At 44.0% G+C, this 22301-nt stretch carries 19 protein-coding genes; 4 read left to right on the top strand and 15 right to left on the bottom strand.

Going from position 1 to position 22301, the window contains the following annotated elements; all coding sequences use genetic code 11:
* Window positions 1-57 precede the first annotated feature (57 nt).
* The 3 genes from PAENI_RS33050 to PAENI_RS15030 form a co-directional block, all read right to left on the bottom strand.
* On the bottom strand, window positions 58-315 hold the full coding sequence (locus PAENI_RS33050) for a GNAT family N-acetyltransferase (protein WP_149645844.1): 258 nt from the start codon (window positions 313-315) through the stop codon (window positions 58-60).
* A 413-nt stretch (window positions 316-728) separates the two neighbouring features.
* A complete protein-coding gene (locus PAENI_RS15035) occupies window positions 729-1655 on the bottom strand; it encodes an AraC family transcriptional regulator (RefSeq protein ID WP_262495620.1) in 927 nt (308 codons plus the stop codon).
* Window positions 1656-2098: 443 nt separating this feature from the next.
* The gene (locus PAENI_RS15030) at window positions 2099-3994 is read right to left on the bottom strand and encodes a PrkA family serine protein kinase (RefSeq protein ID WP_042186251.1); all 1896 of its coding nucleotides are present in this window, start codon (window positions 3992-3994) and stop codon (window positions 2099-2101) included.
* A 180-nt stretch (window positions 3995-4174) separates the two neighbouring features.
* On the opposite strand from PAENI_RS15030, the gene PAENI_RS32635 reads away from it, so the two are divergent.
* On the top strand, window positions 4175-5113 hold the full coding sequence (locus tag PAENI_RS32635) for a DUF2161 family putative PD-(D/E)XK-type phosphodiesterase (RefSeq protein ID WP_262495619.1): 939 nt from the start codon (window positions 4175-4177) through the stop codon (window positions 5111-5113).
* Window positions 5114-5662: 549 nt separating this feature from the next.
* On the opposite strand, the gene PAENI_RS31845 is transcribed toward PAENI_RS32635, so the two are convergent.
* The 3 genes from PAENI_RS31845 to PAENI_RS15015 all read right to left on the bottom strand — a co-directional run bounded on the left by PAENI_RS31845 (window position 5663) and on the right by PAENI_RS15015 (window position 7842).
* A complete protein-coding gene (locus tag PAENI_RS31845) occupies window positions 5663-5824 on the bottom strand; it encodes a hypothetical protein (RefSeq protein ID WP_188114579.1) in 162 nt (53 codons plus the stop codon).
* 4 nt (window positions 5825-5828) lie between these two features.
* Window positions 5829-7046, bottom strand: a complete 1218-nt coding sequence (locus tag PAENI_RS15020) for an aminotransferase-like domain-containing protein (RefSeq protein ID WP_042186247.1) — start codon at window positions 7044-7046, stop codon at window positions 5829-5831.
* Window positions 7047-7185: 139 nt separating this feature from the next.
* Window positions 7186-7842: a DNA-binding response regulator gene (locus PAENI_RS15015; RefSeq protein WP_042186245.1), complete on the bottom strand. Its 657-nt coding sequence runs from the start codon at window positions 7840-7842 to the stop codon at window positions 7186-7188.
* 283 nt (window positions 7843-8125) lie between these two features.
* Here PAENI_RS15015 and PAENI_RS15010 point away from each other — a divergent pair, with 283 nt between their 5' ends.
* Window positions 8126-8533: a hypothetical protein gene (locus tag PAENI_RS15010; RefSeq protein WP_149645843.1), complete on the top strand. Its 408-nt coding sequence runs from the start codon at window positions 8126-8128 to the stop codon at window positions 8531-8533.
* Window positions 8530-9597, top strand: a complete 1068-nt coding sequence (locus PAENI_RS15005; protein ID WP_143759516.1) for a phosphodiester glycosidase family protein — start codon at window positions 8530-8532, stop codon at window positions 9595-9597. The genes PAENI_RS15010 and PAENI_RS15005 overlap by 4 nt, the downstream gene beginning before the upstream one ends.
* A 366-nt stretch (window positions 9598-9963) precedes the next feature.
* On the opposite strand, the gene PAENI_RS15000 is transcribed toward PAENI_RS15005, so the two are convergent.
* From PAENI_RS15000 to PAENI_RS14965, 8 genes are all read right to left on the bottom strand, one after another.
* Window positions 9964-10218 carry an AbrB/MazE/SpoVT family DNA-binding domain-containing protein gene (locus tag PAENI_RS15000; RefSeq protein ID WP_039871533.1) on the bottom strand — a complete coding sequence of 85 codons (255 nt, stop codon included), beginning with the start codon at window positions 10216-10218 and terminating at the stop codon, window positions 9964-9966.
* 124 nt (window positions 10219-10342) lie between these two features.
* A complete protein-coding gene (gene trmL / locus PAENI_RS14995) occupies window positions 10343-10807 on the bottom strand; it encodes a tRNA (uridine(34)/cytosine(34)/5-carboxymethylaminomethyluridine(34)-2'-O)-methyltransferase TrmL (protein WP_042125678.1) in 465 nt (154 codons plus the stop codon).
* A gap of 123 nt (window positions 10808-10930) precedes the next feature.
* Window positions 10931-12019: a 3-phosphoserine/phosphohydroxythreonine transaminase gene (gene serC, locus PAENI_RS14990; protein ID WP_149645842.1), complete on the bottom strand. Its 1089-nt coding sequence runs from the start codon at window positions 12017-12019 to the stop codon at window positions 10931-10933.
* A 110-nt stretch (window positions 12020-12129) separates the two neighbouring features.
* Window positions 12130-13017 carry a hypothetical protein gene (locus PAENI_RS14985; protein ID WP_149645841.1) on the bottom strand — a complete coding sequence of 296 codons (888 nt, stop codon included), beginning with the start codon at window positions 13015-13017 and terminating at the stop codon, window positions 12130-12132.
* Window positions 13018-13167: 150 nt separating this feature from the next.
* Complete coding sequence (locus PAENI_RS14980; protein WP_149645840.1) at window positions 13168-15906, bottom strand: GH36-type glycosyl hydrolase domain-containing protein; 2739 nt, start codon at window positions 15904-15906, stop codon at window positions 13168-13170.
* 29 nt (window positions 15907-15935) lie between these two features.
* Window positions 15936-16772 carry a carbohydrate ABC transporter permease gene (locus PAENI_RS14975; RefSeq protein WP_042186238.1) on the bottom strand — a complete coding sequence of 279 codons (837 nt, stop codon included), beginning with the start codon at window positions 16770-16772 and terminating at the stop codon, window positions 15936-15938.
* Window positions 16772-17665, bottom strand: coding sequence for a carbohydrate ABC transporter permease (locus tag PAENI_RS14970; RefSeq protein WP_042186236.1), 894 nt, complete (start codon window positions 17663-17665; stop codon window positions 16772-16774). The genes PAENI_RS14975 and PAENI_RS14970 overlap by 1 nt, the downstream gene beginning before the upstream one ends.
* Window positions 17666-17786: 121 nt before the next feature.
* The gene (locus PAENI_RS14965) at window positions 17787-19154 is read right to left on the bottom strand and encodes an ABC transporter substrate-binding protein (protein WP_042186235.1); all 1368 of its coding nucleotides are present in this window, start codon (window positions 19152-19154) and stop codon (window positions 17787-17789) included.
* Window positions 19155-19529: 375 nt separating this feature from the next.
* On the opposite strand from PAENI_RS14965, the gene PAENI_RS14960 reads away from it, so the two are divergent.
* The gene (locus PAENI_RS14960; RefSeq protein WP_149645839.1) at window positions 19530-20564 is read left to right on the top strand and encodes a LacI family DNA-binding transcriptional regulator; all 1035 of its coding nucleotides are present in this window, start codon (window positions 19530-19532) and stop codon (window positions 20562-20564) included.
* Window positions 20565-20771: 207 nt separating this feature from the next.
* Here the strand turns inward: PAENI_RS14960 and glnA are convergent, their stop codons facing one another.
* Window positions 20772-22196 carry a type I glutamate--ammonia ligase gene (gene glnA, locus PAENI_RS14955; protein WP_042186233.1) on the bottom strand — a complete coding sequence of 475 codons (1425 nt, stop codon included), beginning with the start codon at window positions 22194-22196 and terminating at the stop codon, window positions 20772-20774.
* Window positions 22197-22301 lie beyond the last annotated feature (105 nt).

Raw genomic sequence — 22301 nt, 5'->3', positions numbered from 1 at the left:
GGCAGAACTGGACGCGTAGTACGTCCCTGGTCTGCCGCTCTTTATTTGGTCTGTTGATTATTCGGATTCATTTAACATCTTTGAAAAATATTTCGGAGCCTCAGTAAATCCTTGTCGGGCATAAAATCTATGCGCATCAGTTCTTCTAGAGTGGCAATGAACTTGAATTCGGTCACAGTTTCTTTTTCTAGCTAAATCAGTGCAATATTCCTCAAGCATCCGTCCAATTCCCTTGCTCCTAATGGCATTACTTACCACAAGATAGCTTATAATTGCAGTATCCCCTGTGAGCCCTAATTGAGGTATGTAATGCATGGAAATGCAAGCGCTTCTCTAATCATCTGTTTCACTCCCCGAGATTATCAAGTTACACGTCTATTTAATCTATTAGACTACGGGAGGGGATAAACGTCAATCATGTCCTAATCAATTCATTTTAGCTACATTAAATGAGAAAGCCCGCAGCGTGTAACCCGCTGCGGACCTTCTTACGTCGACACCCCGTATCGACTGAATAATTAGAACATGGCAAATGCTGCAGAGGTGAAAGTAACGTAGGGAAGTTTGGAACTGTAGGAGCGTAGCGCTCGCCTTTGTCTTCGGATGTTATCCGCATAAGCGGTAAAAATCAAGAACATCTGGAGACAACAGCGACCGAAAGTCCAAACATTCCCGTAGTTACTGCATCACCGAGGAGCCTTTCCCTTTGCTTTATTATTTCGTTCAAATCATTCAGTCGATTTTTTCACAGGAACATAAATCTCCATCACCGTATCCGGCCGCGAGTGACAGCGTTCATCATAGAATTCGAAATCCAGTTTACTATCATCATAAACATAGCCACTATCCTTAAACCATTCTTCGAAGATGTACTTCCATGTGCTTTTTATAACCTGTGCAAACTGTATTTGCTCTGTATCCGTTGATGTATCCACTGGCGGCGTTGTGAACACAGCATATTCGGCTTCTGGCACATCCATCGTCAACATATCATCTTCCACCTTGGAGTAGTCCTCTACAATAACACCTAGAAGATAAGTCGCATTACCATTATCTGAGGAAGGAATACATAAGCCGACTTCTCCGTGTTTAGGCGGGTTTAGTATTTTATACATTTTGGACTCCAGATTCTCACCCTCATAATGACTCCAAAAAGATGCAATATCCTTGGTGTACATACTTCCAGCAACATTAGTTTGGATCCCATACCCAGCGACCTTAAATGCAGGCTTGCGAACAATAACAGGGTTCATTATAAAACCTCCGATTTCAATTAGTGTTTTTCCTTTAGTAAATCCGTCCATCCGTGCGGCATACTGTGTCGGGCTATAGCCAAAAGCCTTGCGAAAGGCCTTAGTGAAACCACTTTGTGTCTCAAAACCATAGTCCAGCGCGATATCAATGATTCTTCTACCGGCAAACAATTCAATGGACGCTAAAGATAATTTCCGGCTCCGCACATATTCCATCACGGACATTTCCTTGCATAAGCTGAACACTCGGCAAAAATGATACACCGAATATCCAACCTCAGCGGCTATTTCTTCCACTGTTATATTTTCTTTGATATGAGCTTCAATATATTCAACACATTTCTCTATATCTTTACTGTAATTCAAGTGCAGCACCAGCCTTCCCCCGTACGGTGATTTCATTATATCAACTGCAAGTGTGTAGGATTGTTCCTGTTTTGCTGAGCTGTATGATGCTGTATGATCTAACACTTTCTTTAGTTAGCTGTCATAGAAACCTGCAAATGTACAGCTTTTTACATTGATATCGTCCTCATCTAGCTCAAAAGCTGCAAAAATACAGGAATTTTCCCTACTTGGGGTTTGAAAGTGACTTACACCGCAAAAAAACTGCAGATTTGCAGGAATTACTAATTTAAAGAGCTTTGCCATATATAATAATGTACATTTGCAGTTTTTTCCTGTAAGGGCGGCTCCCCCTGCTACTTTTCATGGTTCATGCATTACTTTTCGGACGCGCGACCAAAGCCTAATTCCACACAATCTCACGTATTGATACACGTAAAAAATATCTATCACATAAAAAAAGACCACCAAATGGTGGTCCGCAATTTACTTGTATTCTTTTACCGATTAAGCAGACTGCCCACATACTTCAGCAGCTCATTAGCGCAAATTGGGCAATAGTGATGCCCATCAATAAGTCTAGCGCACACCTCATTGATCCGTTTAAGCTGACTTTCATCCGGCGTTTTGGACGAGGTGGTGATTTTGACGATATCTTTGAGATCTGTGAATAGCTTCTTCTCAATCGCTTCCCGTAGGCGGTCGTGGTTGTTGTACTCGAATTTCTTCCCTTTGCGTGAATACGCGGAAATCCGGATCAGGATCTCTTCCCGGAACGCTTTTTTCGCATTCTCAGAGATACCGATTTGCTCTTCAATCGAACGCATTAACCGCTCATCCGGCTCCATCTCCTCATCCGTCAGCGGATCGCGGATTTTGGACCAATTGCAGAAGGCTTCGATATTATCGAGATAATTCTCAAATAATGTCTTGGCGGACTCCTCAAAGGAGTAGACGAAGGCCTTTTGCACTTCGCTTTTAGCTAAAATGTCATATTCTTTGCGGGCAATGGAGATGAAGTTCAAATAACGCTCCCGCTCCTCTTTTGTAATCGATGGATGCTGATCCAGGCCGTCTTTAATTGCACGCAACACATCCAGTGCGTTCATGCACTGCAGATCACCTTTGATCAAAGCGCTGGAAATCCGGTTGATAACATACCGCGGATCTATTCCGGACATGCCTTCATCCAAATACTCCGTTTGCATCTCCTTGAGATCTGCTTCTTTGTAGCCTTCGACCTCTTCACCATCATACATGCGAAGCTTTTTTATCAGATCCATGCCTTGTTTTTTACTTTCTTTCAGACGGGTCAGGATCGAGAAAATAGCAGCGGCACGCAGCGCATGCGGCGCAATATGCACATGGTTCATATCACTCTGGGCGATCAACTTCGCGTAGATTTTTTCCTCTTCCGATACTCTGAGGTTATACGGAACAGGCATCACAATCATACGGGACTGGAGCGCTTCATTCTTTTTATTAGAAATAAACGACTTATACTCGGTTTCATTGGTGTGAGCTATGATCATTTCATCCGCACTGATTAGCGCGAACCGGCCAGCCTTGAAATTTCCTTCTTGCGTCAGTGACAGCAGATTCCATAGAAACTTTTCGTCGCATTTGAGCATTTCTTGAAATTCCATCAGCCCACGGTTAGCTTTGTTCAGCTCTCCGTCAAAACGGTAAGCGCGTGGATCGGATTCCGAACCAAATTCAGTAATGGTCGAAAAGTCGATACTTCCTGTCAAATCGGCGATATCTTGCGACTTCGGATCGGATGGACTAAAAGTACCAATCCCTACCCGCTCTTCTTCTGACAAAATGACACGAGCCACTTTAACCTGCTCAATATCTCCCGCATAATCATTTCTCAGCCGCATCTGGCAGGATGGGCACAAGTTGCCCTCAATACGCACACCGAGTTCTTTTTCAATCTCTGGACGAAGCTCCAGGGGGATCAAATGTAGTGGATCCTCATGCATCGGGCAGCCCTCAACCGCATATACCGCACCCGCATCCGTCCGCGAGTATTGTTCCAAACCTCTTTTTAACAGCGTGACTAGGGTCGATTTCCCCCCACTGACAGGTCCCATCAATAACAGGATCCGTTTACGAACATCTAGCCGGCGTGCTGCAGAGTGAAAATACTCCTCCACTAACTTTTCGACTGCACGATCAAGTCCAAAAATCTCTTGTTCAAAAAACTTATAACGTTTGCGTCCGTTTATGTCCTCTACGCCATGCGACTTGATCATGTCATAAACGCGGGAGTGAGCGGTTTTTGCGGGAGAGGGGTCTTTTTTCAAAAGTTCTATATATTGCTTGAAGGTCCCGCTCCACGCCAAACGGTCGTTCTCAGCCCGATACGAAGCTATTCGCTCAAAAATATCCATTGCTCGCTGCCTCCTCTTGCGCTCCTACTTGCTCTCCTATAGCGTTAAAAAGTGTATTACATACCTATGCGGCAAGCGCGGAATAGTTGACCTCTTTTTTGCTGTGCTATAATAGAGAATCATAAAATCGCAGTAAAACCTTAATGAGAACCCGAAAAAAAGAGCTACGGGAGTGACACTATGGCGGTACGACATGAAACGGAGCTGTATGCTCCTTTGAAGGTTTTTTTTGAAAAGCAAGGATACAGCATCAAGGGTGAGGTTCGGACTTGTGATTTGGTGGGTATTCGTGAGGATTTAGAGCAGCCTCTAATCGTAGAGATGAAAAAATCGTTCAACCTCGCCTTGCTCCTGCAAGGCGTGGAACGGCTAAAGCTCAGTCCTACGGTCTATCTCGCAGTAGAACGTGTCCGTGATAAAAAAGGAGCGGTAAACCAGCGCTGGGGCGAGCTTAGCGGACTGTGCCGCCGCCTTGGTCTCGGGCTGATCACCGTTGTTTTTTATAAGACCAAGGCCCCGCTGGTCGAGGTGCTCGTCGAGCCGGACGAGACGCCACCTGCGCAGCGCAGCAACAAGCGGCGGCGCGAGCGCCTGCTCTATGAGTTCCGCGAGCGCAGCGGAGACTACAACACCGGCGGCAGCACGCGCGTCAAGCTCGTGACGGCCTACCGTGAGAAAGCGCTGCGTGTCGCGCTTTCTCTGCAGGCAGCGGAGGCAGAGGCCGCCGTCGCTGCCGAGAAGGCCGCTGCGAAGGCTTCGCTTGCAGCGGGCAAACGTGCAGCGGCGAGCACCGCTGCACAGGCTCCGGCGCTGAGCTCAGCGCCGGAGGGGCGTGCTGCCGGGGACACGGCAGCACGGGAGGCAGCGGCGGCTGGCACGCGAAGCGGTGCCCCTAGCGCTGCCTCAAGCGCCCGCTCGGCCGGGATCTCTCCGGCCGAGCTGCGGAAGCGTAGCGGCGTACCGAACACCGCCGCTATGCTGCAGCACAACTACTACGGCTGGTTCCACCGTGTCAGCCGTGGGCGCTATACCCTGACCCCAGCCGGTCAGGCCGCGCTAGTAGAATACGCCGCTATAACTGGCGGCGTACCCCATGACAGCAATCATCACAGTAATTAGCTTGCCTATGCTAAGCAAAAAATTCTTTCAATTTCAAATTTTTGCTGGAGCCTTTATCTTTTTCTCTGCTTTTGATCTTTCACTCTGACTTTTATCATTATCCGATTTTGATCTTTCACTCTGACTTTTATCATTATCCGATTTTGATCTTTCACTTCGATTTTCGTCTTCGAATCAGGTTCTAATCATTTACTCGGACTTTAAACTTATTATTCTAATGCACACGTAACAATGTCTAGGTAACGCCAAAAAGCATCCCATCGACGGGATGCTTTTTGTGTTCCAATCCGTTAAGCCATAGAAACAGAACTTACCTTCGAAGCATTAATCTCAAGCTGACAAGTTGAATTAAGGGGAAATCATCCCTATAATTCCTCAATATACGCGCTAAAAACCGAGATATAGGGATTTCCTCCCTATAAATGCATAGATTGCTCCATAAAAGGGCTTTTTCCGAAATTTATAGGGAGAGATTCCTATAATCTCCATTCCAGAATATAAATCAGCCAGTTATAGGGAGAAATCCCCTATAATGACCTCCCCCGCACTCTACTCCTTGCCTAATGCACCACTCTGTCCTTTATGACTTCCTGGGTGTGTCATACATTGATCTGCCAGTTCATCTGCCCACACATCTACCTGCGCATATAACCGCTCATCAACCTGTGTGTTACTTTTATACGTCCGATCCATCAGATTCCTAATCAGCACTCACCTAACTCCGAGCCGTGAACTCCTTAACCGCCTCGCTCATTAGATTCATACCAAGTAGCAGCTCATCCCGGCCGGGATGGCTGAAGTTAAGACGAATGTGATTTCCGCTTCCATCTACGCTACATAACGGTCCTGGCAAAAATGCCACTCCCTTACCTAGCGCACATTTTAGCAGTGCCATAACATCCATTCCCTCCGGGGGAGATACCCACAGGAACATACCTCCTGACGGCAGGTCGTAGGAGCTTCCTTTCCAAGCTGGACGTTTTAGCAGTTCAACCATTAACTTCAGTCGGGTATTATATTCTCGGTTCAGCTGCGCAATATGCTCACGAAGATCAAAAGCAGTCACATCCAATAAATGATGCAAGAGCCGCTGATTTAATGCGCTCGATTGCCAGTCTGCCATCTGCTTGGCAGCAGCCATCATCCCGATCACTTCCCGGCTACCTGCAGCCCAGCCCGTCCGCAGCGCGGGCGCAACGGTCTTGCTGAACGAACCGATATATAATACGTGTCCGCCATCACTTATATTTTCCAGCGCATACAAGGATGGATATCTTGTGGCCCAATGTTCACCATACTTCTGGAAATGTAGATCACCATAAGAATCATCTTCTACAATCAGGATGTTATACGCGATGCAAAGATCCAACACCTCACGCCGTCTCTCTAAGCTCCATAGGATGCCACTTGGATTCGTAAAGCTTGGTGTTGCGAACAACATCTTAGGCTTATGCAGTTCAATTTGCCTCCGCAAATGATCTGGATGAAGCCCGTCCAAATCACCCTCTACAGGAATAATGATGGCACCCTGCATCCGAAGAGTTTGCAAAAATCCTGGAGATGTCGGATTTTCTACTAATACACGATCTCCCGGATCAATATACACCCGCGACAACAAATCAATCGCTTGCTGGCTCCCCGTTGTTAGCAGAACTCCACCCTCAGTAACAGTTACCCCTTTTTCTCTGAGCCAATCCCCGGCAAGCCACTCCCGAAGTGGACCATACCCTGCAGGATCACCATATTGAAGTGCTCCTGCATCTGCAGATATCACCGTAGAGGCTGCTTCGGCAAGCAGCGATAATGGGAACAGTTCTTCCGCTGGTAATTCTTCAGCAAGCGATATCATGGAGCTTCTCCGTGTTTGGGTGCGAATACTTAGAAGCGGTGACGATAGCAGTGTGTGCGCGCGAGCAGAAAATTGGTAAAGCATGCGAAATCCCCCTTCCCTAGTACCAAGTAGAAATGGCTAAGTTATCCTCTTTCGAGGACGATTATCCATTTAACGTGATATGCTTTCTTCTATTTCAAGAATATTCCGCCTTTCCCGTCATTATGTCGTATAGCTTGGGTTATGCGTAGATTTGCCTGTTTTGTCTTGAAAAGAGAGCAAATTTCTCAATGGCCTGCGCTCGCGTCGAAACATCAAGCTTCACATAAATTTTGCGCAAGTAATTGTCAATCGAACGACGACTTACTGCAATTTCAAGCGCTATTTTATCATAAGTAATCCCCTGAACGATTCGCTCCATAATAAACATCTCTGTCTGCGTCAATTGAAGAACATCATCCAGTCCTTTAGAAGTCGAAATCGGCCAGGATCCTTTTTCTATCCATTCTAGCGGCATTGAAAGAAAACCCACACGTAAACCCAGGATCAGCTGTAAAAGCTGATGAGGAGAAGCTCCTTTCGAGAATATCCCGCTGGCTCCCAGCTCTATGAGGGGCTGTAGCAGATCCCTGCCGTCTTCATCCGTCATCACGACAAAATGTGAGTTTGGTGAGCTTTTTTTCATATTTAACAGCACACTCTCAATATTACCTTCAGGCATATGATAATCTGCCAGCACTAGCTCGGGATTCTTTTCCCTTACGATGGAAGCGCCTTCGTCCCAAGTTGAATACATTCCTAGAACTTTAAGCTCTCCTCCCTCTTCCAAAATCAATTTTGTCCCCAGCATACTTGTAGGATGACACCCCACAATAACCACCTGCCAAACCTTCATCATTAATGCCCAGACCTCCTGCTTTATATAATCATCCAGAAAGGAAAGCGCCGCAGCGTTTCCGGTTTAAACGCAAGCAAGGAAGTATGATGACTTGTTCGTTTATTCTCTCGCTGGTTACCTTGAGTACGTCTATCAGAAATTCCAATCTATAGAAATTGTATCGCAGTAGTTTAATAGGATGCAATTACTTTTTCTAGTTTTCACACTCTCTTACATTTTTGCGAAACTAGTCAAAGTCTGATAGAATGGGGACTTGAAAAAAAGACCAACCCGAGGTGATCAAATGCAACCGCTAGCGGAAACGTCCCCGGTACACTCGCGCCGTGCTGCTGTGAGAAGCGGCCCTTCCGTAAAATGGTTTTTACTGTTCTGGATCGTGATGATTGGAATTGGTGTATATGCTGTATACACCTACACAAACCATTTGAAGCAGCAAGTGCTGAGCGAACTTAGCAATCAGAGCCAGCAGCAGCTAACCGTTCTTAAGACCGACTATGAGTCGAAAATTGCCGTTCTCACTGAAGAAGTGAAGGAATTGCAGAATACAGTGCAAAGTTTTAACGAACTATTAACCTTCACTAAAGATAATGCAAGTGCCAAGACAGACAATAGTAACAAGCTATATACGCAATTGAGCGAAGTTAGCAAACAGTTAGAAGCTTTGAAGAAAGAAATGGATCTGATCAAATGATGACGCCAGTCAAGAGAGTGAACCGTTTCTTTATGCTTCTGACCGCACCTTTTTTAGGTTTACTGATATGTATGTGGTGGTATCGACCACCGCTCGAGCTGGATCTTGATGTAGGACAATTCGCACCTATCTCAGGGCCTCTGAATGAAACAGCTGTCCTAAAAAAGGATTTAACCCTAGCCGAAGGCACTGCATCCTACACCATAGATGCAGTCAGCGCTAGCGCTAAGCTATATAAAGGAACCACTACTGCTATGAATAAGTTAGTCGAGACAGCGAAGACTCAAGCGAGCCGTCCTGAGCTTATCTATAACCGCCGGATATCCGCCAAGCTTGGAATACCTTCGGAGGTCCTTACTAGCGACCGGATTAGAATCGAGCTGTATAAGCTGAATCCAGGTAACTATAAGGCCTATGCTTTGAAGATCAAATTGAAGGATCCAACTGCGATGCAGATGAGTCTTGCGAAGGAAGCTACTGGTGGCGCAGAAACCACTATGCACGCTGTACAAAGTCATGGTGCTATTGCAGGTATTAATGCTGGAGGTTTTGCGGATAAAGCCGGAAAACGCTATCCCTTAAGCACTACTGTCGTTGATGGAAAGTATCTCAATGGTTTCGAGCCGACATTCAAGGATCTCAGCTTCGTAGGTCTGAACAAGTCCGGACAGTTAATCGGCGGGAAATTTTACAGTCGCGCACAGTTAGATCAACTCGAACCCGTATTTGGTGCAACCTTTGTGCCTGTTCTACTTAAGAATAACGTCAAAGTACCGATCCCGGAAAAGTGGAAAACATCCCCCAATCGGGCGCCACGTACAGTAATCGGTAATTATAAGGATGATCAGCTTCTCATCTTTGTAGCGGATGGCTATAATGAGCTTGGCAGTTCTGGTGCTCGGCTAGAGGAAATTCAGAACAAACTATATAACATGGGCGTCATGGATGCTTATAATCTGGATGGTGGAGGATCGTCATCGCTCATCTTCAATGGAAGAGTAGTCAACAAGCCATCAGACGGAAATCTTAGAGCTGTACCAACCAATTTCCTGTTTTTTAAATGATTATAGTAAAATGTCTATGCAACATATCACATTTGCGTTTATTTTTATTGATTTGCAGGGTATAATCTTGATAACGAATACATTTGCTAATGGAGGTGCCAGTATGTCGTTCTCATTAACCTTTTGGATCGTAACTATCGTATTTGTGTTATTTATGGTCGGCATCCTTACCTCATCTTACAACGACGACAAAACAAAAGGTCTATAAGCAAGAAATGTCTCAGCAGCCACTTGGCTCTGAGGCATTTTTTTATAAGCCTGAAACAAAAAAACTGCCACATAAGTAGAGAAATCTACGAATGGGACAGTTTCTTTATTTAGAAAACTATTGGCTGTCAGAATTCTAAATGTGTAAATATGTACTTCCTAGGCGTGTCTTGGCAATTGCGTCATTTCTGAGAGGCATGCAGCGCAAATATAACGATCTTTATATTCACTCACACCTTCCATTGATCCGCAGAAAACACATTTTGGACGGTAACGCTCCAAGATGATATGGTCACCCTGTACCAAAATTTCAACCGGGTCGCCTTCATTCATCTGATACCTTTTACGCAGGGACTTAGGCAGAACAATTCTACCCAGCTGATCCACTTTGCGAACTACACCAGCAGGTTTCATATCTAACGTACACCTCTCCTGTTCAACTAATAATTTGTAGCTACTATATATTTCGGCTCATTCATTATATTTCGTTATTAAAATGTCGAATCCTGCTGAAAAAAACAAAAAAGATGTCTTTTTTCTAAACAAGATTAGGAAAATCCAGCTGTCGAAGGGCTTCATATACAATAATAGCCGCAGAATTCGATAAATTCAGAGATCTCACGGCATCACTCATTGGCATGCGCATTTTTGTTTCTTTACCCGCTTCCAGAATTTCAGCAGAAAGCCCCTTCGTTTCTTTACCAAAGACAAAGAAGTCTCCATCTTGAAAATCAAAATCGCTATATCTCTTCTCCGCTTTTGTCGTTGCGTAAAAGAAACGTCCCTCACTGTACTTCTCAAGTACCTCAGCAAAAGAGTCGTGGTATTCAATGTTAACAGCGTGCCAGTAATCCAATCCTGCTCTTTTCAATGTAGCATCGTCTGTACGGAATCCGAGCGGGCGAACCAGGTGAAGATGAGTGCCTGTTGCTGCGCAGGTACGCGCAATGTTTCCAGTATTGGCCGGTATTTCCGGCTCAACTAATACGATATGGAGTGCCATTATATGGTTCCTTCCTCTCTAAAGGCTTAATAGCCAGATGTTTTACTCTAGTGCATAACCATAGCTTCTCCAAACAAACTGAAAACCTTCCACCCATAGGCGGAAGGTTTACGATAGAGTTCATTAACCTTGAGTTTGCCGGAAATGGTTCATGAAATCAGAAAGTGCTTTAACACTTTCGTAAGGAACTGCATTGTAAATGGAAGCGCGCAAGCCACCCACACTACGATGTCCCTTTAAGCCGACAAAACCTTCCAGTTCAGCAGCTTTAACAAACCGTTTTTCGAGTTCTTCCGATTGCATCCGGAAGGTAACGTTCATAATGGAGCGACTGCTCTTCTCAGCAACACCACTGTAGAAGCCGTCACTTCCATCGATGTGATCATATAATAGACCCGCTTTTTCAAGGTTCTTGGAATGGATACCAGCAAGACCACCTTGCTCCTCAATCCATTTTAATACTTCGTTAACCATATATACAGAGAAAGATGGAGGTGTATTGTAAAGAGAGTTATTTTTGTAATGAGTGCTGTAACGCATGATAGTTGGAATGTTAGAAGGTGATTCTGCGAGTAATTCCTCTTTAGCAATAACTACAGTCACACCGGAAGGACCAAGGTTCTTTTGTGCTCCAGCATAGATCATTCCGAATTGGTTGACATCGATTGGCCGGCAAAGGATATCACTGGACATATCTGCGATGAGCGGAATCGAGCCAGCATCCGGATATTCTGCATATTGCGTTCCTTCAATGGTCTCATTGGAAGTAACGTGAAGGTAGGCAGCATTTTCCGCAGCTTTAATCGAATTCAATTCAGGTATAGCTAAGAATTTCTTGTCTTCGGAAGAAGCAGCAACATGAGCGCCCCCTACCAATTTAGCTTCTTTATAAGCCTTATCTGCCCAGCTACCTGTCATCACATAGCTACCTACTTGGCCTTCGGAAATCAGGTTCATAGGGATCATAGCAAACTGTGTGCTTGCTCCACCTTGTACGAACAATACCTTATAGCCCTTCGGATTGCCGAGGAGCGAAAGCAGACGTTCCTGCGCTTCATTATGCACGGATTCGTAGATTGCTCCACGGTGCGACATCTCCATGATAGACATTCCACTTTCTCGGAAATCAACAAACTCCGCTTGTGCGCGTTCCAGTACCGTAAGCGGCAATGCTGCCGGTCCGGCATTAAAATTGTATGCTCTCTTATTCAAAACTACTCCCCACCCTTTCTCTCCTATCAATATGGATATCGCTTATGATAGCAATAATCTCACACACCAGCAAGTATAATTATTCACATAAAAGCTTTGATTACTGCTTATCATGATGTGAAAAAATGATAAGTTCGGCTCCAGGACTTGCTTTCATGCGGTAAAAGACTAATGTTCACAAAAACTTCAGGTGAGACCACATGGCGTTCTCCCCATAGCGCCATTCGTGCTACTGGGAAATCTCCGCTCTCGCGTACTCCTGTTCCACTAGGCTTATGAACCAACTCCCAATTGAACTCAGCCTCTGGACCTCCCCAGCCACTCAGCTTGCAGTAAAATGACCGGTCTGGTTCTTCTGACCAAGTAAGGGTATTACCAGATACCTCTAGCAAATTATTCGTGTATTGAGATTCTGGCTCTTCTACTTTGAGCCCATTCGAGAGGCGCAACTCAAAATCCGAACCTATATTCAAACCATCAATTCCTACGAAATTGTGGATGTACTCCTCGGTTTGGATTGGCTTATCCCCTTTGTTATGCAATTCATATGCAATTTTCAATTGGTCGTCCTTAATAGAGATCGTTTTGGTCAAAAGCATCGCGTATCCATTACTTTCCATCGGCTGGACAGTATATGTAATCGAATCATCGCTAACCTCCATATCAACAGCAAAGGGGGTTAGTGGATATTTATTATGAAAGCTATAGCTCTGCGAATCCAGCTTTTGTAACAATCCGATTCCGGGCTTTGGAAACCAGCCTCCGATCGGCGCTTCATCATACCCAATTGCCCGGGAAATGCCAAACTCGTTGCATAGTCCACTTCCGCCAGTACCTTCGCCTTCCTTCAAGCTCTCTGGCACACAAAACGTATGGTTACCCTTTTCTAACGTAACTTGTGTGATAAACCCCGTCCAGTCAAAACGAGTCCCTTTATAATCTTCTCCAATATCAGCGATATCCACAGATAATACGCCATTTGACAGCCTGTAACCCATCCTTCACAAACCCCTTTCAATCATTCAACAAATAAGTAAATTAGCCCCATTATATCATTTATGAAGAACCTTAGTTTTTATAATTTTCAAAAAAACGTCTGCAGCCGCTATTCATAACGGTGCAGACGTTTATAAAAAATCTAGTTAAGATTACGCCAGAGTCACTTCAATCACGTGAAGCTTCTCTGTCTGCAGAGCAAGTAGCTCCTCACGTGGAATAATCGCACTTCCTGAGCCGCGCTGCAGCGTGACCTCGCTGCCGTTCAACGTAACGGAGTGTATTTGGTACTCTCCGTAGTTAAAGCTTCCAGTGGCTTTATAGACCACTTCAAACTCACGATCTGCAAAGATCGTCTTAATTGATGCTTTACCCTCGGAATCAAATTGTTCTTTTACTAATTTAGGTTCTAGCAATAGATCGCCCAGCTTGCCCTTCACACCAAATACTTCAGTGACCATGGTTAGCAAGAGCCAGCTTGCGGAGCCTGTTAGATACGTGTACATCCCTCTGCCTTGCTCGTTAATATATTCAGGAATACCTGGGTAGATACGGGCTTTTTCGAAATCCGTACTCAAGCTGTAAAGAGATTCAAGGACCTTATGACCTTCTTTTACATAACCACGTTTGTACAATGCATTTCCATACATGATGGTCATGTGACTGAACATGGCCCCATTTTCTTTATGGCCAAAAGCAAAACCAAAAGCACGACCCAGATTTTGTTGAATTCCACCGAAACGGGAATTAAGCCTGTAACCTATCTTGTCATCAAACAGATTACGATCTACAGCTGCTATAATGTGTGAAATTTGCTCCGGAGCCGCTGCATGACCCATAAGCGGGAACACTTGACCCGTAAGCGTCATACGAACGCCTTCAGAAAATTCACCCTCTACCTGTTCACCATCGTTATTATAATAACCATTAAACCAGCCATCGCCATTCTCGCTCTGTACCCACTCGTTGCTACGCAAATGGTTAAATAACCATTCCGCTTTTTGCTCCAGATCGTCAGCTACTTTATCAATATCGAGAGATACACGAACTCCACTCACCTTATTTGGTGCGGCAGCATAATATCGATCCAATCTCTCATGCTTACCTGATACAGAACCATAATCCACAGACTCGTTAAGGGTATCCAGCAGTAGCTGCATTTCTTCGGCTAATTCAACAGTTTCCTGACCTTTAGAAGTCTTAAGGTTACGCAGCACCCGGGAAATATCCAATAGATTGCTAGCATAGAAAGATGTAAATGCTACACTCTCTCCGCTATCCGCCCCCATATCGAGGCCATCATTCCAGTCCGCGCCTTCGAGCAGGATATTATTATGTTCTCCTACATTAAAGAACGGAACTAGATTTTGCAGCAAAATATGTTCCAGAATTGTACCTTTGTAGATTTCCCCAGAAACTGTTCTAAGATCACTGCCTACAGAGGTATTCCATGAAGAATCACGTTCCTTACAACGACTCATAAACGTATCCCGGAAATAAGTCTGTTCTTGCAACAAGAAATCAAGATCACCACTCTGATCCAGATAGAGCATCGTTGTTAAAAATGGCCATGCCCCATGATCCATCCATACACGAGGGATATTGTTACGGTCAGCGATAAATTCACCTGGCTGTTGACCGATAATGGTTGCGTTACTGCCATCAATTCTCACACCAGCGTAATTGTTGAAGAGTAGGCTACGAACTTCGGCAGGCTCCATAATGAGCAGTGCCAGACAGTCTTGCCAAAGATCTCGCCAGCCACGTCCGCCTCTTCCATAATCATGATACGGTAAGAAGGAGTTACCATACAGTCTTCTAAGGACTGGTTGGATGGTTACCCATTTCATCCATTGATCTGCATCCGAGTCGCCGGTATGAAATTCAACCATATTCACTTTGTCTGCCCAGAACGTTTTAGTTTCCTCTAGCAGATGATCAAAAGCTTCAGATGTACCATATTTACTCATCAACGCTTCAACGTTAATTCTATCACTTTCAATTGCCATAACTACGACATAAGAATGGCTTGCACCAGAAGACAAGGTAATTGAAGCAAAACGAAGACCACCAACGGCTTCATAACCCTCTCTATCCACGCCGCCACCTTTACCAATCTCTGGCGTAGCATTCAGAATAACAGCTTCTGGCCAGTCAAGACTTCCACCTTCACCGATAAATTCTTCTTGAATCGGGAAGAAACCATCAGGCTGACTACCATCACCTTCTGCGCCAAATACACCGTAAGAAGTGTGATTGATGCGATGACCACGCTCATCGAAAGATAGTGCAGGTTGAACCTCAACACCATAAGCTGAAGTGTAAATCCGGTTCAGCAGGGAAGTTACATGTCTGTGATCGCGCAGATCATCTGCGGAACGGGCATACAAGGGGACTACAGCCGTTGGTGTAAGAGTAAGCTCCTCTGTTCCCGTATTCGTCAACGTAACTTTCATAAGTTCTACCTTATCATTACCGCTAGGTACGAAGCTGGTAATCTCAGCTTTGACACCCATCTCAGAGTTGCTGCGAGTCACACGATGCCATAGGAATCCAGCCTCAAGTACTGCATCATCAGCAGATGGGGTGTAGAACGTTGCATTTTGCTTAGCAGAGTTTCCAGCTGCAGACCAAGCACCCTTGCCTTCGACGTAAACCCAGAAATTACGTGAGGCGCGTGAATTATGCAAATCTTCAACAGATAATGGCGGTGTTAAAAATGTATTATGACCTGTCGTCGCCTGACCATGAAGCTTCGGGGTTACAGTCGACATCATCCCCCCCTCATTTACTAGAGGGAAGTATAAGAAACTACTATGATCCGGTTGCTGAAGCTTGAACTCCCCGTCCTTTCCGGTGAATTCAAAGCCTTGAATTTTTTTGCGGTCCATTGTCCCCATCCTCTCATTTACACATCTACTTAAGCTTTAACCGCACCTGCCAATGCTCCGTCAACAATATACTTTTGAATGAAGGTGTACAGGACGATAAGTGGTGCGGATACGATCATGATACCGCACGCCAACATAGGCCAGTTGTTTCCGTATTGACCGCGGAATTCTTTAAGCCCGAAGGTAATTGGATAATGTTCCGGACTTGGCAAATACATGATTGGACCTACAAAGTCATTCCAAATGGTAATCGCCGTCAGGATAACACCTGTTGCGATAACAGGTTTCATCAGTGGCATAATGATCTGGAATAAATACCGCATATACCCAGCACCATCCATACCTGCAGCTTCATCCATCTCACGGCTGATCCCTTTAATATAACCTACGAACATCATGAAGACGATCCCTGTTCCTCCTGTTTTTAGGAGAATATAACCCAGCTTCGTATCATAGCCCACAAATCCAAGCTCTTGTTTCAAGGTAAGCATCAATTTGAACTGTGCAACCATAGGGTTAGGCAAGAACTGTGACATCAAGAAGAACAAATAAATAAACCCGCTCCACTTCACATAATTTCTCGCCACCGGGAAAGCTCCGAATAACGACACGATTAGTGTTAGCACTGTTGCTACAACTGTGTACAGCAAACTGTTAATGAAATAATTAGAGAAATTACCTTTTAACCAAGCTTCCTTGTAATTATCCCATTGAATACTTTTCACAAGTCCGATCGGGTCTAGCAAATAGTCCGAAAAAGACTTGAATGAAATGTTTATTACAAACAATAGTGGCATGATATACAAAACAAGCAATACTGCAATCAGAATATAGGAGAGAGTTTTGGCGGTTTTGGAATCTTTCATTAATACTCCACCTCTCTCTTACGCATTTGTTTAACTGCAAATACAACGAAGACCAGAATCATAAGGAACTGCACCACAGAAAGCGCGGATGGAAGTCCCATCTGTAGAGAACCACGGAACGTCTCTTTATACACGTCATAAGCCATCGTTCTTGTGTTAAAGCGACCGTCCGTAGTTGCGAGAATAATATCAAAGGTCGACATCGCACCGATAATGGACAAAATAATATTAATGGTGAACGATGGAGCAATAAGTGGGAACGTAATGTTCTTAAAAGATTGCCACTTCGTGGTTCCATCAATATATCCAGCTTCATACAGATCTTTCGGAACGGATTGAAGACCTGCAAGGAAAATCAGCATGGAGTAACCCATGTACATCCAAATTTGCGTGAATATAATATAACCAAACGCATGGGTGAAGCTTCCAAAGAACATATCTTTATAACCGAACAATGAATCATACAGTTGATTTACGGGACCACTTAGCGGATCGAACATCAAGCCCCATACCAGTGCAACTACCGATACACCGAGCACAACCGGCAAAAAGAAAACTGCGCGATAAAAATAATCGCCTTTCAGCTTCTGATTAATCACTACGGCCATAAGGAGACCGACACCGTTTTGTACGATTGTAACAATGACCATGAAATAAACTGTTCGTATAATGGAATCCCATCGTTCGCCTGAATTTCCGGAGTTAAAAACACTGTAATAATTGTCAAGGCCTACGAAATTCAATTTGCTTCCTGGAACGTTAGTAATATCTGTAAATGAATAAATGACCGTCATCATAGAGGGTCCAAAATAAAAAATAACGTACAACGATAATGGAATCATAAGCAGCAGAAGCGGTAAATATCTTTTTATACCTTTTCCGAACGGATACATTTCTCTCACCTACCCAATCCTAATTCAATAAAATGATCGGGGTCTGTACGAACAGACCCCGATGTTGTAGTACATGATGGTGCACAGTATGTTGTAGATGTCTGTTTATTAGGATAACAGCTTATTTAGGAGCTGCTGCTTCCCATTCTTTTTGTTGTACATCCGCAAGTTCTTTAGCGGTTTTGAATTCGCCGCCTGGTGCCAGGTATTCAGTGTGAACGCCTTCAGCAGCAATGTGCTCGCCTACATTGTCGCGGTTAATCATTATGATTTCATAAGCAAGTTCAAAGTCTTCTGCCATGTATTGGGCAAGTTCGTTGTCAATGAAGTCACTGCCAGTTGCGATGTTATCTTGTGTTGGTACGAATCCGGCAGCCTTAACATATTCCGTGTAATTTTCTGGTTCAGAGAAGAATTCCAACCATTTCAAAGCGCCTTCTTTGTTCGGACCTTTTTCTGCTGCATACCAAGTTACATCGTATTTGCCGACAAGAGAAGCGTTCTTAGCAGCATCTTCAGTAGCTGGGATTGGGAAGTATCCGAATTTCACATCAGGATTTGCCGCAGCGATTGTAGGTGCATCCCAAGTTCCGTCAGCAATCATAGCTGCTTTACCTGTTGCAAAGTACGAAGGTGCTGTTGCATAGTCAATACCCAAGAAACCATCGATGATGTAGTTATCTTGAAGGGTCTTCATTTTATCCAATACTTCTACAGCCTCAGCATCGTTGAACGCCGAAGTGCCTTTCCAAACGCCTTCAATCCATTTTTGTTGGTCGCCGCCACCTAGAATCTTAGCTTGCAAACCGAACACTGGCAGTTTCAAAGGCCATACGTCTTTACCAGCCACTACGATTGGTACAATGCTCTTGGATTTCAAAGTATCTAGAACACTGATGAACTCTGTCCATGTTGTTGGAACAGTCAAACCGTTTTGTTCAAAAATTTCTTTATTATAGAAGAAACCTGACATTGCTACTTTACCGGTTGGGATCGCATACACTTTATCGTTGTAAGTACCCGCTTTGGCAATATCATTCGCATTGTAGTTTTTAACGAAAGCTTCGTTGCTCAGATCAGCAATCAAACCGGAATCAATCCATTGTTGCCAGTCTGGCACTTTCGCACCTGGTGTCCAATCTTTAGGAGACAATCTCATACCGGACAAATCGGCAAGGACGTCTACGTCACCAGCTGTAATTCTTGCTCTTTGTGCTTGTTTAAATTCATCGTCCGGACCTGTCGTCGTGTACTCAATCTTGTATTCTGGATATTTCTCTTCAAACTTCTTATTAATGTCTGTAATGACCTTGTTAATGTTTTCTTGTTTCCAGTGCAAGATTTTAATAACCTTTTTCTCACCATTTGCGGGCTTGCTTGTTCCGTTGCCCGAAGTAGCCTCACCATTTGTGTTGTTGCCGCTTCCACATGCTGCTAATGAGAGCACTAGCGCTGAGCTCAACAATACCGCAGAAAGCTTCTTTACCATTTTTGTTACCCCCCAGATGATTTGTATGATCTCTTAACGAAACACCATCTTAATTCCTGAAATTACGAAACTTTAGCGATTATAATACAGAAAGCGGTTTCGTTGTTTTTATTATTACATCGTTATTTATCTTTGTAAAGTCTTTTTTTATTCTCTATCTTTGAACTATTCTTGAACTAGAATCCTCCAAAACCCTTTAAAATGAAGGATATATCTGTTTGAACGCCAAAGATCCCATTGACTATCTACCTATATAATTATAAAATCATTTACGAAAACGTTTCGTAATTCATATTTGAAATCCATAAAAAGTTTAACTCAACTATACTTTTATCATAGATTACCGAGTATTTCGCATTATAAGGAGGACTAAAGTTGGCCTATAACATTAAAGACATAGCGAAAATAGCTGGAGTTTCTGTTTCGACAGTATCTAAAATCATAAATAACTACAGCGATATTTCGGAAGACACCAAGACTAGGGTTCAACAAATCATAAAGGAAACTGGATACACTCCCTCCAATTCAGCAAAAACATTAGCTACAAAATCATCGAATCTAATTGGTGTTATATTTGCAGGAATGCTGAACGTTGACTTTACCCACCCTTTTTTCATCGAAGTTCTAAATTCCTTCAAAAAACAAATGGGACTGTTAGGTTATGACCTGATCTTTTTCTCTAACGAAAAATTTCAAAGTGGCGATACTAATGATTATCTTGCCCGTTGTCTGCACTTTAATGTAGATGGCTGCCTACTTATTACCGGACAAGAGCTAGAAACCTCCATCAGCGAATTGGATAATAGTTCTATCCCATGCATCGGCGTAGATTTAAAGCTGTCAGGCGACAATTCGGGTTATATCATGTCTGATAATTTTAAATTGTCTACCAAGGTAGTCGAACACTTTTACTTATTAGGCTATCGAGAACTTGGTTATATCGGCAGCTCTTCTGAGTCAGAAATCTCCAATATTCGTGAAAGTGGTTTCCGCAAAGCACTTGAAGATTTAGGACTACCGATCAACGAAAACTGGTTCTTAAACGGCAGCAACTTCTTTGAAGCCAGCGGTTATGAGACCATGCGTAGAATGATTTCGAATGGAAACTTGCCCAGAGCGATCTTCGCGGCTTCTGATCAGCTAGCTATTGGAGCTATGCGTGCCCTAAAGGAATCTGCTATTGCTGTTCCTGGAACCGTCGCGATTATTGGCTGTGACGATATCGAAGCCTGCAATTACACAACACCACTCTTGACTACGATTAAGCAAAATAAAGATAAGATCGGTCGTCTAGCCGCGTTAATGCTGTATGATCTAATAAACAATCAATCAGGCACGAGCTCTTTCAGCGTCGAGCCAGAGCTCATCATAAGAGAATCCTGTGGAGCTCCTGAGCGGGGTATAGTATAGATCCCTAGTGATACCTCTACTTAATTAAAGCGGAACTACAGGGCAGAATATTAAACCATAAAAGCAAAAATGAGGATATCCTTAGCCATATCAATGGCCAAAGATATCCTCATTTTTGTTAGGATCAATACAAAAGGGTGTTCCTAAATCATTTCCATGACTTAGGAACACCTTTATTTGTTAAAGCTTTATATGATTTGAGTAATCTTACAGGTCGAAGTACAAAGAATATTCATGTGGATGAACACGAATCGCAACCTCTTGAGCCTCGGAACGTTTCAGAGCAATATAGTTATCAATGAAGTCCTTAGTAAATACGTCGCCTTCTGTAAGGAACTCGTAATCAGCTTCCAAAGAATCAAGCGCTTCGCTCAGGCTACCTGGAACGCTGCGGATCTTTTCTTTGTCTGCATCGGACAATTCGTAGATGTTCTTATCCAGAGGACCGTAACCCAGTTCTTGTGGGTTGATCTTGTTCTTAATTCCGTCCAGACCTGCCATCAGCATTGCGGAGAATGCCAGGTAAGGGTTAGCGGTGGAGTCCGGTGTACGGAACTCGATACGACAGCCCTTCGGTGTCACAGCCGCTACTGGAATACGAACTGCTGCAGAACGATTTCCTTTGGAGTATACCAAGTTAACCGGTGCTTCGTAACCAGGAACCAAACGTTTAAAGGAGTTGGTGCTTGGGTTAGTCAAAGCGATCAAGGCTGGTGCATGGTACAAAATACCGCCGATGTAGTGAAGCGCCATTTCGCTCAAGTTAGCATAAGCGCCTTTTTCGTAAAACAAAGGAGTGTCTCCGTCAAAGATCGATTGGTGTACGTGCATTCCGCTGCCATTATCGCCAAACAGTGGTTTTGGCATGAAGGTTGCTACTTTGCCGTACTGACGTGCAGTGTTTTGTACAATATATTTATAAGTCATGAGATTATCAGCAGTTTTCTTCAAGGTATCAAAACGGAAGTTAATTTCCGCTTGGCCTGCAGTTGCTACTTCGTGGTGATGACGCTCAATGCGCAGTCCCACTTCAGCAAGCAGACGACACATTTCACTACGGATATCCTGTTGGGAATCCACAGGTGCTACAGGTACATATCCACCTTTAACGCCAACTTTAAATGCAAGATTGCCGCCCTCTTCTTTACGACCCGTATTCCAAGCCGCTTCTTCAGAGTCTACGAAGAATGAGGAGCTGTTCATACCGCTCTCGTAACGAACATCATCAAAGATAAAGAATTCAGACTCAGGTGCGAAGAATGCTGATGTTCCAACTCCGCTCTTCTGAAGGAATTCTTCTGCTTTCACAGCAATACCGCGAGGATCGCGCTCATAGCGTTCACCATCAGGAGTGAAAATGTCGCACATAACGTTCAGCGTTGGATGAGCTGTAAACGGATCAATGAACACACTGTTCGGATCAGGCATCATAACCATGTCTGATTCTTCAATACCACGGAATCCTTTGATGGAAGAACCGTCGAATGCTACCCCATTTACAAAAGTTTCATCTTCCACTTCAGAAGCAGGCAGAGAAATGTGGTGAGCACGGCCACCTAAATCTACGAATCGAAAATCTACCCACTCGATATTGTTTTCTTTAATTGTTTGCAACACTTTTTCAACCGACATGAATTTTTCCTCCCCCAAGTTCCGAACATTAAGCCCCTCACAGTATGCAAATGTTCTTGTTTCATTTTTATTTGCTGTCGTCATTATAAATCTCATACCTAACAT

It is taken from the genome of Paenibacillus sp. B2(2019) (genome assembly GCF_008370385.1).
Taxonomy (GTDB): Bacteria; Bacillota; Bacilli; order Paenibacillales; family Paenibacillaceae; genus Paenibacillus_AQ.
Note: the sequence above shows the minus strand (reverse complement) of the source record. Positions and strands in the feature narration are given on the sequence as shown.